Consider the following 14,949-nt stretch of genomic DNA (forward strand, 5'->3'; position numbering starts at 1 on the left):
GGTGACCGGGCGGTCTCACCGGGGTGTCGCCGCCGTCACACCTCGTTGCGTCACTTGCCCTTCTTGCCGGGCCGGGGCTTCTTTTCCCGCACCCGCACGTTGATCCGCACCGGGCTGCCCTCGAAACCGAAGCGCTCGCGGAACTTCCGCTCGATGAACCGGCGGTACCCGGCCTCCAGGAAGCCGGTGGTGAACAGCACCAGCGTCGGCGGGCGGATGCCGGCCTGGGTGGCGAACAGCACCTTCGGCTGCTTGCCGCCACGCACCGGCGGCGGGGTGGCCGCGATCAGCTCGGACAGCCACGAGTTCAGCTGCCCGGTCGGCACCCGCTGGTCCCACGACGCGAGCGCGGTCCGCAGCGCCGGCGCGAGCTTGCGCACCGAACGACCGGTGAGCGCGGAGATGTTGACCCGCTCGGCCCACGTGACGCGCACCAGGCCGCGGTCGAGTTCCTTCTCCAGCTGGTGGCGGCGGTCCTCGTCGACGAGGTCCCACTTGTTCAGCGCGAGCACACAGGCCCGGCCGGACTCCACGACCGACGTCAGCACCCGCAGGTCCTGTTCGGACAGCGGCTCGCTGGCGTCCAGCAGGACGATGACGACCTCGGAGGAGTCGATGGCCGCCTTGGTGCGCAGCGACGCGTAGTACTCGGTGCCGCTCGCGGTGTGCACCCGCTTGCGCAGACCGGCGGTGTCGACGAACCGCCACACCTGGCCGTCCAGCTCGACCAGCGAGTCGACCGGGTCGACCGTGGTGCCGGCGACCGAGTCCACGACGGACCGCTGCTCGCCGGTGAGCTTGTTGAGCAGGCTGGACTTGCCCACGTTCGGCTTGCCGACCAGCGCGACGCGGCGCGGCCCGGCCACGGCCTCGCGCTCCCGCGGCGCCTCCGGCAGCGCCTTGATGATCGCGTCGAGCAGGTCGCCCGAGCTGCGGCCGTGCAGCGCGCTCACCGGGTACGGCTCGCCCAGGCCGAGCGACCACAGCGAGGCCACGTCGGACAGCAGCCGCTCGTCGTCGACCTTGTTGGCGGCCAGCAGCACCGGCCGCTTCGACCGGCGCAGCACCTTGGCCACCGCCTCGTCGGTCGCGGTCGCGCCAACCGAGGCGTCCACCACGACCAGCACCGCGTCCGCGGTGTTCATCGCGAGCTCGGCCTGCGCCGCGACCGCGGCCTGCAGGCCGGTCGCGCTCGGCTCCCAGCCACCCGTGTCGACCACGGTGAACCGGCGCCCGGCCCACTGCGCGTCGTAGGCCACCCGGTCCCGGGTCACACCGGGGGTGTCCTGCACGACCGCCTCGCGACGGCCCAGGATCCGGTTGACCAGGGTGGACTTGCCCACGTTCGGGCGCCCGACGACGGCCAGCACGGGCTGGCTCAGCTCGGCTTCCTCCTCGGACGCCGCGTCGTCGGCCTGGTTGTCGAGCGCGGTGAACTCCGCCTCGTCCGACCAGGTCCCGTCAAGCTCCGTCATAATTCCGCTTTCTTCCCGCGCACGGACTCGCCCTGCGCTGCACGCCATTCGTCGAGGGTGCGGACCAGGCCCGCGAGCTCGTCCCGCAGCCGCCCGGTCGCCTCGTCCAGCCCGGCCCGGCCGCGGCCGACCTCGAGCGTGAACGGTTCACCCACCAGGATGTCCACCCGGGGCCGGAACCGCCGCCCGCTGCCGGCGGGACGCCGCGTCCCGCGCACCGCGATCGGCAGGACCACCGCGCCCGAGGCCCGGACCAGCCAGGCCGCGCCGCGTTCGGCGCTGGCCACGTCACCGTCGCCGCGGGTCCCCTCCGGGAACACCGCGACCACTCCGCCGTCGGAGAGCACGTTCGCCGTGGTCAGCAGGGGCGCCCGGCCGGGTTCGCCCCGGCGCACCGGCACCTGGCCGATCCGCCGGAGGAACCACCCGACGGCCCCGGTGAACATCTCCTCCTTGACGAGGAACACCGAACGCCGCGGCAACATTCCGAAGATGATCTGCGGTTCGACCATCGAGCTGTGGTTGGCCACCACCAGCACCGGCCCGGTCCGCGGCACGCGCTCCAGCCCGCGGATCCGCAGCCGGTAGGCCGGCTTGAACAGGTGCGTCCCGACGAACCGCGCGGCGTCGTGCAGCCACGCCGACGCACCCGCAGGCAGACCGGCAGGGCTCACCGCGTGACCTGCGCGCACTCGCCCAGCAGCCCGCGGCGCCCGGCCAGCTCGGACAGGGCGACCAGCACCTGGTCGATGGACAGTTCGGTGGTGTCCAGGTGCACGGCGTCGTCGGCGGCCTTCAGCGGCGCGACCGCGCGGGTCGAGTCGAGCCGGTCCCGCCGGTCGACCGACGCCAGCGCCTCGGCCTGGCTGCTCTGCCGCCCGGCCGCGGTGTCCTGGGCGCTGCGGCGCGCGGCCCGCACCGCCGGGTCCGCGGTCAGGTAGACCTTGAGCGGGGCGTCCGGCGCGACGACCGTGCCGATGTCCCGGCCCTCGACGACGATGCCGCCGACCTCGCCGAGCACCTCGCCGATGATCCGCCGCTGACGGGCCACCAGCAGCTCGCGCACCTCCGGCACCGCCGAGACCGGCGACACCGCGTGGTTGACCTCGGCGCCGCGGATCTCGGCCGCCACGTCCTCACCGGCCAGGTGCACGCTCGGCGCCGACGGATCGGTGCCCAGGGTGAAGTCGGTGGTGCGGGCCAGCTCGGCGACCGCCGGGCCGTCGGCCGGGTCGACGACCGCGTGCAGCACGGCCAGCGTCACCACCCGGTACATCGCACCGGTGTCGAGGTACCCGGCCGACAGCCGGCCGGCGAGCTTGCGCGCCACCGTGGTCTTCCCGGTTCCCGAGGGTCCGTCCAGAGCGACCACGCCGCGTAGGGCTCCCGCCACCGATGCTCTCCTCGCCGTCTCGATCGGTCCGTACCTGCGGTTCTCCATTGTGCCTGGCCCGCCAGGTGGCGGCCGCACCGGTACCGTGGCGGTCGTGAACGTGGAAGTGACACCCCTGCCGGGCATCGGCGTGCGGAAGGACTTCGCGACCCGGAACGGCCGCCGCATCGGCGTCGTCACGCACCGGGACGGGCAGATCGAGCTGATCGTGTCCAAGTCCGACGACCCCGACGCGTGCCTGGCGTCCCTGCCCCTGACCGCCGACGAGGCCGGCGCACTGGCGAACCTGCTCGGCGCCCCGCAACTGGTCGCGCAGCTCACCGAGGAGCACCGCGAGGTCCCCGGCATCAACACCAAGCAGCTGCCCATCAAGGCGAACTCACCGTTCGACGGCCGCACCCTCGGCGACACGGCGATGCGGACCCGGACCGGCGTGTCCGTGGTCGCCGTCATGCGCGCCGGCCAGGTGCACCCCTCCCCCACCCCGGACTTCACGTTCACCGCCGGTGACGTGCTGGTCGCGGTCGGCACGTCGGAAGGCCTGGAGGGCGCCCTCAAGATCCTGAAGAACGGCTGAGCCCTTGGAGCACACCGCACTGGCCCTGATCGAACTCGGGGCCGTCTTCTTCGTGCTCGGCGTCCTGGGGCGCCTCGCCGGGAAGATCGGCCTCTCCCCCATCCCGCTCTACCTCCTCGGCGGCCTGGCCTTCGGGCAGGGCGGCCTCATCCCGCTCGGCGACATCGGCGACTTCACGCACCTGGCCAGCGAGATCGGCGTCGTGCTGCTGCTGTTGCTGCTGGGCCTGGAGTACTCGGCGGCCGAGCTGTTCACCGGGCTGAAACGCTCGTGGATGGCCGGGCTGCTGGACATCGTGCTCAACGCCGCACCCGGCGCGGCCGTCGCGCTGCTGCTCGGGTGGGGCCCGATCGGCGCCATCGTGATGGCCGGCGTCACCTACATCTCCTCGTCCGGGATCATCGCGAAGGTGCTCGGCGACCTGGGCCGGCTCGGTAACCGGGAAACCCCGGTCGTGCTGTCGATCCTGGTGTTCGAGGACCTGGCGATGGCGCTGTACCTGCCGATCCTGACCGCGCTGCTGGGCGGCGTGAGCTTCCTCGGCGGGCTGGAGGCCGTCGGCATCTCGCTGCTGGTGATCACCGTGGTGCTGGTGATCGCGCTGAAGTACGGCCGGTACGTGTCGGCGATCGTGGACTCCGACGACCGCGAGGTCTTCCTGCTCAAGGTGCTGGGCGCGGCGCTGCTGGTGGCCGGGCTCGCCTCGGCGATGCAGGTGTCCGCCGCGGTCGGCGCGTTCCTGCTCGGCATCGCGATCTCCGGGTCGACCGCCCACAACGCGACCCGCCTGCTGGAGCCGCTGCGGGACCTGTTCGCCGCGGTGTTCTTCGTGGTGTTCGGGCTCAACACCAACCCGGCGTCCATCCCGCCGGTGCTCGGCTGGGCGGTGCTGCTGGCCGTGCTGACCACCCTGACGAAGGTGGCGACCGGCTGGTGGGCCGCGCGGCGGCAGGGCGTCGGCAAGCTGGGCCGCGCCCGCGCCGGTGCGGCGCTGGTGGCGCGTGGTGAGTTCTCGATCGTCATCGCCGGGCTGGCCGTGTCGGCCGGCGCCGTGGTCGACGAGCTGGCCGCGCTGGCCACCGCGTACGTGCTGCTGATGGCGATCCTCGGCCCCATCGCGGCCCGGGTGGTGGAGCCGCTGGCGAAGGGCATGCAGCGGCGGCGCGGGCACGGTCACGAGCCCGCCACCACCGCGAGCTGAGCGCTCCGGCGACAGTGTGGTCGCCGGGCTTTTCGTGGCTGCGCGGCTTCAAAGATCAAGGGATTGTCCTCGCCGGACGGGCAGGCTCCGGGATGACCTAGGGGTGCCTCGGCTCACCTCGGGTGGGTGGTCGCTGGGTGGTCATCCCGTCGCCTTCCGGTTTGTGCCTATCACCTTGAGCCAGGGCCGCAAGGTTGACATCTCCGGCCGGCGGTTGGCGGCCTGGGTTGCGGCCCTGGCTCAAGGTGATCGTTCCGGTGTCAGGCGACGGGATGACCACCCGGCTACCTTGGGTTCAAAGAAGCGTGGCGCGGTGCGCCGTCAGGGCAGAACCGAGCGCACCGCCTCTGCCGTCCGTCCCACCACCGTCGTTCCGTCGTCGGCGGTGATGATCGGGCGCTGGATCAGCTTCGGGTGCTCTGCCAGCGCCTCCAGCCAGCGGCCGCGGGTCGCCTCGTCGCGCGGCCAGCTCTTGATGCCCAGTTCGGCCGCCTCGGGCTCCTGCAGGCGCGCGATGTCCCACGGGTCCAGGCCCAGGCGCTTCAGCACCGCGTCCAGCTCGGCGACCGTCGGCGGCTCCTCCAGGTACCGGCGCACCTCGTAGGACACGCCGGCCTCGTCCAGGATCGACAGCGCCGAACGGCACTTCGAGCACCGCGGGTTGACCCAGATCTCCACTACTCGCCTCCCGCCAGTGTCGCCAGCACCTGCTCGCCGTACTTGGCGAGCTTGTTCTCCCCGACCCCGCTCACGCCGGCCAGTTCGTCCAAGGTGGACGGCTGTTCGGTGGCGATCTGCCGCAGGGTGGCGTCGCTGAAGACGATGTAGGCCGGCACGCCCTGGTTCTTCGCCTCCTCGAACCGCCAGGCGCGCAACCGCTCGAACACCGGGCGCGCCTCCTCCGGCATCTCCGCCGCCGGCTTGCGCTTGGCCGCCGCGGCGGCACGGGCGGCGCGCTTGGGCTCGCGGCGCATCCGCACCTCGCGCTTGCGGCCCAGCACCTCGGCGCTGGCCTCGGTCAGCAGCAGCGTCCCGTAGTCGCCCTCGACGGCCAGCAGCCCCTGCGCCAGCAGCTGCCGCACCACGCCGCGCCACTCGCTCTCCGACAGCTCCTGCCCCACGCCGAACACGGTCAGCTGGTCGTGCCGGTGCTGCGTCACCTTCGGGGTCTGCTTGCCCAGCAGGATGTCGATGACCTGCCCGGCGCCGAACTTCTGGCCCCGCTCGTGCTGCAGCCGGTACACCGCCGACAGCAGCTTCTGCGCGGCGATCGTGCCGTCCCACGACTCGGGCGGCGTCAGGCAGGTGTCGCAGTTGCCGCACGGCTGCCCGGACTGGCCGAAGTAGTTCAGCAGCTGCACGCGACGGCACTCGACGGTCTCGCACAGCGCCAGCATCGCGTCCAGGTGCTGCGACAGCCGGCGGCGGTGCGCGTCGTCGCCCTCGGAGGTCTGGATCATCCGCCGCTGCTGCACGACGTCCTGCAGCCCGTAGGCCAGCCACGCGGTGGACGGCAGCCCGTCGCGGCCGGCGCGGCCGGTCTCCTGGTAGTAGCCCTCGACGGACTTCGGCAGGTCCAGGTGCGCCACGAACCGCACGTCCGGCTTGTCGATGCCCATGCCGAACGCGATGGTGGCGACCACGACCAGCCCGTCCTCGCGCAGGAACCGCGCCTGGTTGCGCGCGCGGGTGCGGGAATCCAGGCCCGCGTGGTAGGGCACCGCGCTGATCCCGTTGGCCACCAGGAACTCGGCGGTCTTCTCCACCGAGTTGCGCGACAGGCAGTACACGATGCCCGCGTCGCCGGGGTGCTCGGTGCGGATCAGGTCGAGCAGCTGCTTCTTCGGCTCGGCCTTCGGCGCGATGCGGTACTGGATGTTGGGCCGGTCGAAGCTCGCCACGAACTGGCGGGCCTCGCCGAGGTTGAGCCGGGACACGATCTCGGCGTGCGTGGCCTTCGTGGCGGTCGCGGTCAGCGCGATGCGCGGCACGTCCGGCCAGCGCTCGTGCAGCTCGGACAGGCCCAGGTAGTCGGGCCGGAAGTCGTGGCCCCACTGGGACACGCAGTGCGCCTCGTCGATCGCGAACAACGCGACCTTCCCGCGGTCCAGCAGGTTCCGGGTGGACTCCATGGACAGCCGTTCCGGCGCCAGGTACAGCAGGTCCAGCTCGCCCGCGACGAACGCGGCCTCGACCTCGCGGCGCTGCTCGAAGTCCTGCGACGAGTTGAGGAACCCGGCGCGCACGCCGACCGCCAGCAGCGCGTCGACCTGGTCCTGCATGAGCGCGATCAGCGGCGAGACGACCACGCCGGTGCCCGGGCGCACCAGGGACGGGATCTGGTAGCACAGGGACTTCCCGCCGCCGGTGGGCATCAGCACGACCGCGTCACCACCGCCGATCACGTGCTCGACGATCGCTTCCTGGTCACCGCGGAAGGAGTCGTAGCCGAAGACGCGCCGCAGCGCCTGCAGCGCGTCGCTCACGGGGATGGTTTCAGCGGATGCCACGCCGCGATCCTAGGGGCTCGCCGCGACCGCCGGGCGCCGCCACACGAGATGCCCGGTCACGCGGCCCGGAGCGTTCATTCTCACCGGGCTGGCGCGCACTACCCGAGAAACTGCACGGCCCAGCCCATCGAGTGGAGATCACGTCATGTCTTTCCCCCAGGTGGAGGCTGGGCTCGGCAGCCCTGAGCCGGATCATCACGGCCACTACACCTGCCCCACAGGAGTGGCTGGTGGTGCTGACCGGGCTGTTCGCAGTGGCCGTCACCGCGTCGACATTCCTGTCGATCACCACCGGGCAACGCCAGATCCTGCTCGACGTCAACGTGCTCGGTACGAGCATCCACGAGGCTGGGCATGCGCTCGTCAGCTGCCCGACCGGGGGCGGAGTTTACCGATTCACCATCCTCGGGCCCGGCTCAGGGGTGGTGCACACCTGGTACGGCTCACGGTTCTCGGACATCGCCGGTGATGGGCTCGTCCAGCTCCGGGTCGATCACGGTGTCCAGCGCGCTACGGTGGTCACCCTCGCCCTGCGGTGGGGCACCGGTTGGTTGCCGAACCTGGTCGCTTACACGAGACCCGGCTACTGCTCACCAAACCGACCGCGACGACGCCGGGGACCCTTGCCGATTCCACCCGCATCCCGGATCTCATCTGGATCGGCGGCTGGTACGCCCTCATCGGGTGGGGAGTCGCGTTGCCCGGTCGCTACAGGCCGACGCGCCGGTACAGGCTGCCGACCTCGTCGCGGTTGAGCTTGCGGATCGTGCCCGGCTTGCCGTTGCCCAGCTGGACGTCGCCGATCGCGGTGCGCACCAGCTTGCGCACCGGGAACCCGACCTCGGCCAGCAGGCGCCGCACGATGTGCTTGCGGCCCTCGTGCAGCACGATCTCCAGCAGGGTGCGCCCGCCCATGCTGTCCTTGACCCGGAACGCGTCGACGCGCACCGGACCGTCCTCCAGCACGATGCCGTCCTTCAGCTCCTTGCCCAGGCCGCGCGGCACCTTGCCGTCGACCTCGGCCAGGTAGGTCTTGGGCACGTGGTAGGAGGGGTGCATCAGCCGGTGGGCGAGGTCCCCGTCGTTGGTGAGCAGCAGCAGGCCCTCGGTGTCGGCGTCCAGGCGGCCGACGTGGAACAGGCGCTCGCTGCGGTCGCGCACGTAGTCGCCGACGCACGGGCGGCCCTGGTCGTCGTACATCGTGGTGTGCACGCCGCGGGGCTTGTTGAGCGCCAGGTGGATCAGGTCCTCGCGGAGGATGACCCGCGTGCCGTCGACGTGGATCACGGCGCTGTCCGGGTCGACGCGCCGGCCGAGCTCGCGGACGACCTTGCCGTCGACGCTCACCCGGCCCTGCACGATCAGCTCTTCGGCGGCGCGGCGCGAGGCCACGCCCGCCTTGGCGAGCACCTTCTGCAGGCGCACGCCCTCGGCTTCGGGCTCAGATGTCATCGATGGAGTCCACTTCCGGCAACAGGGGGGCGATCGGCGGCAGGTCGGTCAGCGAGGACAGGCCCAGCCGCTCGAGGAACAGTTCGGTCGTCACGTACAGGGTGCCACCCGTCTCCGGGTCGGCGCCGCTCTCCTCGATGAGTCCGCGGGCGAGCAGGGTGCGGATCACACCGTCGACGTTGACCCCGCGCACGGCCGCGACGCGGGAACGCGTGACGGGCTGGCGGTAGGCGATCACGGCGAGGGTTTCCAGGGCGGCCCTGGTCAGCTTGGCGCGCTGCCCGTCGAGCAGGAGCTTCTCGACGAACGGCGCGTAGGTGTCGCGGGTGAACAGGCGCCACCCCTCGCCGACCCGCCGCAGGTCGATGCCGCTGCCGCGCTCGGTGAGCTCGGCGGCCATGACCTGCAGCGTCTGCGTGACGCGGGCCTCGGGCTGGTCGAGCGCGCCGGCGAGCGCTTCTTCGCTGACGGGCGAGTCGACGACCAGGAGGAGGGCTTCCAGCGCCGCGGCCAGCGCGGAGTGCTCGGAGAGATCCGGCAGCCCATCGCCCACGGCGACGAGGTCTTCGGGCTCGTCCAGTTCGTCCGGGACCGGCACCTCCGCCGCGGCAGGCGCCTCCACCGCGGGCGCCTCCCGGGTCCCGGGCACCTCGGCGGCCTCGGTCTCGACCGGCTCCTGTTCGGGGCTCACCCGTACTCCTCTTCCTCGACGCGGGCCCGCTCCATCTCCGCGGCGGCCTCGGCCTCCGAGACCGACCCGCCGATCCACCGCACCCGCAACATGGTCAGCGGCTCGTCCTGCTCGAACTGCACGCTGGACTCCCGGTAGAGCTCCAGCAGCGCCAGGAACCGGGCCACCACCTCGACCGTGTGCTCGCAGTCCTCGACCAGCTCGGTGAACGTCGCGTCGCCCCGCTCGGCCAGCTTCAGCCGCAGCAGCGCCGCGTGTTCCCGCACCGACACCCGGTGCGCGTGGATGTGGTCCAGCGACACCGTCGGCGGCGGCTTGGGACGGAACACCGCCAGCGCGATCTCCGCGAACTTCGCCGCGTCCACGCCGAGCATCACCTCGGGCAGCAGCCCGACGAACCGCTCCTCCAGCGACACCGACCGCGGGTAGCGCCGCAGCGCCCCGGCCTCCAGCTCCGCGAACAGCGCCGCGACCTGCTTGTACGCCCGGTACTGCAACACCCGGGCGAACAGCAGGTCCCGTGCCTCGAGCAACGCCAGGTCGTCCTCGTCCTCGACCTCGGCGGCGGGCAGCAGCCGCGCCGCCTTCAGGTCGAGCAGCGTCGCCGCGATGACGAGGAACTCGGTCACCTCGTCCAGGTCCCACTCCGGCCCCAGCGCCCGCGTGTAGGCGATGAAGTCGTCGGTGACCTGGTGCAACGCGACCTCGGTGACGTCGAGCTGGTGCTGCGAGATCAGCTGCAGCAACAGGTCGAACGGCCCCTCGAAGTTGTCCAGCCGGACCTTGAACTTCGGCGCCGCCGATTCCTCGACGGGCTGGGCCCCGTCGACCGGAGCCCCGTTCTCGCTCACGGCCCGGCGGCTTCCTCGGAGTCGAGGCCGCCCTCGCGCAGCCGGCGCACCAGCACCGAGTCGGCGCCGTGCTCGTCGAAGTCCGCCAGCAGCACCGCCACCGCCTCGCGCACGAGACGGCCGCGGTCGATGGCCAGGCCGTGCTCGGCCCGCAGGCTCAGCCGGGCCTGCTCCATCGCGACCAGCTCGTCACCGGAGACGTAGACGGTGATCTTCGAGTCGTGCTTCTGCCGTCCGCTGCCGCGGCGCCCGGCGGCGCTGCGCTCCAGCTGCTCGCGGTGCCCGGAGTTCTGCCCGTGGCCCGGCCGCTGCGCCTCCGGGCGCTGCGGGGCGGGCGTGGGCGGCGCGGGCACGTCGAGGGCCGGGCTGCTGGTCAGGCGGAAGAGTTCCGAAGCCCCGGGGAGGGAGGCTCGCCTGCTCACCGAGCGATCACCTCGCGGGCCAGCGCGCGATAGGCCTGCGCGCCGGCGGATTTGGGGGCCCAGCGGGTGATGGGCTCACCGGCCACGGTGGTCTCCGGGAACCGCACGGTGCGGTTGATCACCGTGTCGAACACGGTGTCGCCGAAGGCCTCCACGACCCGTGCCATGACCTCCCGTGAGTGGAGGGTCCGCGGGTCGAACATGGTGGCCAGGATGCCGGTGATATCCAGTTTGGGGTTCAAGCGTTCGCGTACCTTCTCGATCGTGTCGATCAACAAAGCCACGCCACGCAAGCTGAAGAACTCGCACTCCAGCGGGATGATCACGCCGTCGGCGGCCGTGAGCGCGTTCACCGTGAGCAACCCGAGCGATGGCTGGCAGTCGACCAGAACATAGTCGTACTCCGAGATGAGGGGTTGCACGACCCGGAGCAACGTGTGCTCGCGGCCCACCTCGGCGACCAGCTGCACCTCGGCGGCCGACAGGTCGATGTTGCTCGGCAGCAGGTCCATGCCCTCGACACTGGTGTGCCGCAGGATGTCCTGGGCGGTCACGGAGCGCTCCATGATCGCGTTGTAGACCGTCTGGTCCAGCTCGTGCGGCTGCACGCCGAGCCCCACCGACAGCGCGCCCTGCGGGTCGAAGTCCACCAGCAGCACCCGTCGGCCGTACTCGGCGAGCGCGGCGCCCAGGTTGATCGTCGACGTGGTCTTGCCGACGCCGCCCTTCTGGTTGCACATCGCCAGCACCGTGGCCGGGCCGTGCTTGTCCAGCAGGGGCGGTTCGGGAATCTCACGCAACGGTCTGCCGGTCGGGCCGAGCCTGGGCTTGCCGTTCGCTTCGGCGCCCACGGCCACGACAGAGTCCACGGTGTCGGGCTCCCCCTCGGTCGCGATGGTCAACTGGTCGAGGTTCGCGGCAGCCGATGCGGCTGTGACCGATCTGGTCGAGGGCTGCGGTGTCGACATGGCGCGAAACTCCTCGTTCGACGGGTTGGCCGCAGCCTATTCGGCGAGCCGTTTGTCGCCAAAGCAACTCGCCGGAGGCGATCAGGTCAACCCAGCGCCCGAGGATGCGCCGTAGCATATACCTCACGCAGAGTGTTCATCGTGACCAGGGTGTACACCTGCGTCGTCGTCACCGAAGCGTGGCCGAGCAGCTCTTGGACCACCCGGACGTCCGCCCCGCCCTCCAGCAGGTGGGTGGCGAAACTGTGACGCAGCGTGTGCGGGGACACGGCGGTGGAGATCCCGGCGCGCTCGGCGGTGGTCTTGAGCACCTGCCACGCGCTCTGCCGGGACAGCCGCGTGCCGCGCGCGTTGAGGAACAGCGCCGCGGTGCCCCGGCCGCGCCGCGCCAGCACCGGGCGGGCCCGCACCAGGTAGGCCTCCAGCGCCTCGACCGCGGGGCGGCCGATCGGCACCAGCCGCTGTTTGCCGCCCTTGCCGTCGAGCAGCACAGTGCGCTCCTCGCGGTCGACGTCGTCGAGGTCGAGCCCGACCGCCTCGGAGATCCGGGCCCCGGTGGAGTACAGCAGCTCCAGCAGGGCCCGGTCGCGCAGCGGCCGCTCCCCCTCGGCGGGCGGCACGGCCAGCAGCCGCAGCACGTCGTCCACCGGCAGCGCCTTGGGCAGCCGCTTGGCCGCCGCCGGGGGCCGCACCTCGCGGGCCGGGTCGTCCTCGATCAGCCCGTCGAGGTGCGCGAAGCGGTGCAGCCCGCGCACGGCCACCAGCGCCCGCGCCGCCGAGGACGCCGCCAGCGGCGGGTGCACCTCGTCGCCCTCGCGCAGCGCGGCGCCGAACCCGGTCACGTGGGCCTCGGTGATCCGCCGGAAGTCCCGGATCCCGGCCTGCTCCAGGTACCGCAGGTACCGGCGCAGGTCGCGGGCGTAGCTGTCCAGGGTGTTGCGTGCCGTCCCGCGCTCCACGGCGAGATGATCGAGATAGGCCGTGACCACCTCGGCAGCCGGCAGAACGTGCACGCCGACACCCTAGAGCGTGACGTCAGGAAATGCGATCGGCGAACCTCGTCGGCCGGTCCCGCCACGGCGCGTCCGCCGGCCGCGAGGGGGCGCCGTCGTGCACGACCGCGTGCGCGGCCAGCACCCCGCCCACGGTGGCGCCGTTGACGATCTCCCCGGACAGCGCCATCCGCACCGCCTCGGCCAGCGGCACCCGGTGCACCACCAGGTCGGCCTCCTCGTCGCCGAGGACCTCCCGGTCCACCGGGGTCAGGTCGCGCGCCAGGAACACGCGCACCACCTCGTCGGTGAACCCGGGCGAGGCGGCCACGTCGACCAGCGTCTCCCACCGCCCGGCGGCGAGCCCGGCCTCCTCGGCCAGCTCGCGCCGCGCGGCCTCGACCAGGCCCTCCCCGGCGTGGTCGAGCAGCCCGGCGGGCAGCTCCCAGATCCGCCGCCCCAGCGGGTGCCGGTACTGGTGGACCAGGGTGACCGTGCCGTCGGTGTCCACGGCGGCGACGGCGACCGCGCCGAGGTGCTCGACCACTTCGCGCCTGGCGGTGCCGCCGCCGGGCATCGCGACCTCGTCGATCCGCAGGCCCACCACGCGTCCGATGTGGACGTCCTTGGTGGACACCACCCGGAAGTCGTGCTCGCCGGGCGCGGTCAATGCGCGCTCACGGTGGGCTCGGGCAGCTCGACCGGCAGCCGGTCGGCCGTGCGGTACCGGACGACGGCGTCGATGAACGCGTCGAACAGCGGGTGCGGCCGGGTCGGGCGGCTCTTGAGCTCCGGGTGCGCCTGGGTGCCCACGAAGAACGGGTGCACCTCGGCGGGCAGCTCGACGAACTCCACCAGCCGGTCGTCCGGCGAGGTGCCGGAGAAGACCAGGCCGGCGTCGGACAGCCGCTTGCGGTAGGCGTTGTTGACCTCGTAGCGGTGCCGGTGCCGCTCGGACACGTCGGTGCTGCCGTAGGCCTTCGCGACCTGCGAACCCGGCTTGAGCTTGGCCGGGTAGGCGCCCAGCCGCATGGTGCCGCCCATGTCGCGCTCACCGGCGACGACGTCCTTCTGGTCGGCCATCGTGGAGATCACCGGGTGCTCGGTGGCCTCGTCGAACTCGGCCGAGTTCGCGCCTTCGATGCCGGCCAGGTTGCGCGCCGCCTCGATGACCATGCACTGCAGGCCCAGGCACAGCCCGAGCACCGGGATGCCGCGGGTGCGGGCGTAGTGGATGGCGCCGATCTTGCCCTCGATGCCGCGCACGCCGAACCCGCCCGGCACCAGGACGCCGTCGACGTCGCCCAGCGCGGCGGCCGCGCCGGCGGGGGTGGTGGCGCGGTCGGAGGCGACCCACACGATCTCGACCTTGGCCCGGTGGGCGAACCCGCCGGCGCGCAGGGCCTCGGTGACCGACAGGTAGGCGTCGGGCAGGTCGATGTACTTGCCGACCAGCGCGACCCGGACCGTCTCGGACGGGTTGTGCACGCGGTCGAGCAGGTCGCCCCACACCGTCCAGTCGACGTCGCGGAAGGGCAGGCCGAGGCGGCGCACGACGTAGGCGTCCAGCGCCTCGCGGTGCAGCACCTTGGGGATGTCGTAGATGGACCGGGCGTCCGGGCAGGCGATGACGGCCTCGTTGTCCACGTCGCACATCAGCCCGATCTTGCGCTTGAGGTCCTCGGGCAGGTCGCGGTCGGCCCGGCACACCAGCGCGTCGGGCTGGATGCCGATGTTGCGCAGCGCGGCGACCGAGTGCTGGGTCGGCTTGGTCTTCAGCTCGCCCGAGGGCGCCAGGTAGGGCACCAGCGACACGTGCAGGAAGAAGCAGTTGTCGCGGCCGATCTCGTGCCGCACCTGGCGGCAGGCCTCCAGGAACGGCAGCGACTCGATGTCGCCGACCGTGCCGCCGACCTCGGTGATGACCACGTCGGGCTGCTGCCCGGTGCCGTCGGATTCCGCGACCGCCATGATGCGGCGCTTGATCTCGTCGGTGATGTGCGGGATGACCTGCACGGTGTCGCCGAGGTACTCACCGCGGCGCTCCTTGGCGATCACCTCGGAGTAGACCTGGCCGGTCGTGACGTTCGCCGAGCCGGAGAGGTCCCGGTCCAGGAAGCGCTCGTAGTGGCCGATGTCCAGGTCGGTCTCGGCGCCGTCCTCGGTGACGAACACCTCCCCGTGCTGGAACGGGTTCATCGTGCCCGGATCCACGTTGAGGTAGGGATCCAGCTTCTGCATCGTGACCCGCAGGCCGCGAGAGGTGAGGAGCTGGCCCAGGCTGGAGGCCGTCAGGCCCTTGCCCAGGGAGGAGGCGACGCCCCCCGTGACGAAAACGTACTTGGCTGTCCGCGGCTGAAGTCCCACGGGCTTCCACCTTATCGCACCGGCCCCCGGACGCTCGCCCGCCGCGCCCA

15 protein-coding genes are annotated in these 14,949 nt (G+C 72.0%); 2 read left to right on the top strand and 13 right to left on the bottom strand.

Translation table 11 applies throughout. The annotated features are described in order from the left end of the window. Nucleotides 1-50: 50 nt before the first annotated feature. The 3 genes from der to cmk are packed head-to-tail and all read right to left on the bottom strand — an operon-like array spanning nt 51 to nt 2,847. Nucleotides 51-1,475: a ribosome biogenesis GTPase Der gene (gene der, locus D0D15_RS12455; protein WP_094008681.1), complete on the bottom strand. Its 1,425-nt coding sequence runs from the start codon at nt 1,473-1,475 to the stop codon at nt 51-53. Continuing rightward, nucleotides 1,472-2,149 (bottom strand): lysophospholipid acyltransferase family protein, encoded by a 678-nt coding sequence (locus D0D15_RS12460; protein WP_094008682.1) that lies wholly within the window; start codon nt 2,147-2,149, stop codon nt 1,472-1,474. The genes der and D0D15_RS12460 overlap by 4 nt, the downstream gene beginning before the upstream one ends. Next, nucleotides 2,146-2,847: a (d)CMP kinase gene (gene cmk / locus D0D15_RS12465; protein ID WP_115944444.1), complete on the bottom strand. Its 702-nt coding sequence runs from the start codon at nt 2,845-2,847 to the stop codon at nt 2,146-2,148. Before cmk ends, D0D15_RS12460 begins: the two co-directional genes overlap by 4 nt. 115 nt (nt 2,848-2,962) lie before the next feature. On the opposite strand from cmk, the gene D0D15_RS12470 reads away from it, so the two are divergent. Further along, nucleotides 2,963-3,445 carry a cation:proton antiporter regulatory subunit gene (locus D0D15_RS12470; RefSeq protein ID WP_026153076.1) on the top strand — a complete coding sequence of 161 codons (483 nt, stop codon included), beginning with the start codon at nt 2,963-2,965 and terminating at the stop codon, nt 3,443-3,445. Nucleotides 3,446-3,449: 4 nt separating this feature from the next. Beyond that, complete coding sequence (locus D0D15_RS12475; RefSeq protein ID WP_094008684.1) at nt 3,450-4,646, top strand: cation:proton antiporter; 1,197 nt, start codon at nt 3,450-3,452, stop codon at nt 4,644-4,646. A 321-nt stretch (nt 4,647-4,967) separates the two neighbouring features. Here D0D15_RS12475 and D0D15_RS12480 read toward each other — a convergent pair whose 3' ends face one another. The 10 genes from D0D15_RS12480 to D0D15_RS12530 all read right to left on the bottom strand — a co-directional run bounded on the left by D0D15_RS12480 (nt 4,968) and on the right by D0D15_RS12530 (nt 14,899). Next, nucleotides 4,968-5,324 (bottom strand): arsenate reductase family protein, encoded by a 357-nt coding sequence (locus tag D0D15_RS12480; protein WP_094008685.1) that lies wholly within the window; start codon nt 5,322-5,324, stop codon nt 4,968-4,970. Beyond that, entirely contained in the window at nt 5,324-7,156 is a 1,833-nt protein-coding gene (recQ, locus tag D0D15_RS12485) for a DNA helicase RecQ (RefSeq protein WP_094008686.1), read from the bottom strand. The genes D0D15_RS12480 and recQ overlap by 1 nt, the downstream gene beginning before the upstream one ends. 708 nt (nt 7,157-7,864) lie before the next feature. Then, nucleotides 7,865-8,608, bottom strand: a complete 744-nt coding sequence (locus tag D0D15_RS12495) for a pseudouridine synthase (RefSeq protein WP_094008687.1) — start codon at nt 8,606-8,608, stop codon at nt 7,865-7,867. After that, nucleotides 8,598-9,299 carry an SMC-Scp complex subunit ScpB gene (scpB, locus tag D0D15_RS12500; protein ID WP_094008688.1) on the bottom strand — a complete coding sequence of 234 codons (702 nt, stop codon included), beginning with the start codon at nt 9,297-9,299 and terminating at the stop codon, nt 8,598-8,600. The genes D0D15_RS12495 and scpB overlap by 11 nt, the downstream gene beginning before the upstream one ends. Beyond that, the gene (locus D0D15_RS12505; RefSeq protein WP_094008689.1) at nt 9,296-10,150 is read right to left on the bottom strand and encodes a segregation and condensation protein A; all 855 of its coding nucleotides are present in this window, start codon (nt 10,148-10,150) and stop codon (nt 9,296-9,298) included. The genes scpB and D0D15_RS12505 overlap by 4 nt, the downstream gene beginning before the upstream one ends. Further along, on the bottom strand, nt 10,147-10,572 hold the full coding sequence (locus D0D15_RS12510) for a cobyrinic acid ac-diamide synthase (RefSeq protein ID WP_167481499.1): 426 nt from the start codon (nt 10,570-10,572) through the stop codon (nt 10,147-10,149). The genes D0D15_RS12505 and D0D15_RS12510 overlap by 4 nt, the downstream gene beginning before the upstream one ends. Next, entirely contained in the window at nt 10,569-11,540 is a 972-nt protein-coding gene (locus D0D15_RS12515) for a ParA family protein (protein WP_094008690.1), read from the bottom strand. Before D0D15_RS12515 ends, D0D15_RS12510 begins: the two co-directional genes overlap by 4 nt. Nucleotides 11,541-11,626: 86 nt before the next feature. After that, complete coding sequence (gene xerD, locus D0D15_RS12520) at nt 11,627-12,529, bottom strand: site-specific tyrosine recombinase XerD (protein ID WP_094008704.1); 903 nt, start codon at nt 12,527-12,529, stop codon at nt 11,627-11,629. 46 nt (nt 12,530-12,575) lie between these two features. Next, nucleotides 12,576-13,202: an NUDIX domain-containing protein gene (locus tag D0D15_RS12525; protein ID WP_115944446.1), complete on the bottom strand. Its 627-nt coding sequence runs from the start codon at nt 13,200-13,202 to the stop codon at nt 12,576-12,578. Beyond that, complete coding sequence (locus tag D0D15_RS12530; protein WP_094008692.1) at nt 13,199-14,899, bottom strand: CTP synthase; 1,701 nt, start codon at nt 14,897-14,899, stop codon at nt 13,199-13,201. Before D0D15_RS12530 ends, D0D15_RS12525 begins: the two co-directional genes overlap by 4 nt. Between the last annotated feature and the right edge of the window lie 50 nt (nt 14,900-14,949).

The organism is Amycolatopsis thermalba (assembly GCF_003385215.1).
Lineage (GTDB): Bacteria > Actinomycetota > Actinomycetes > Mycobacteriales > Pseudonocardiaceae > Amycolatopsis_E > Amycolatopsis_E thermalba.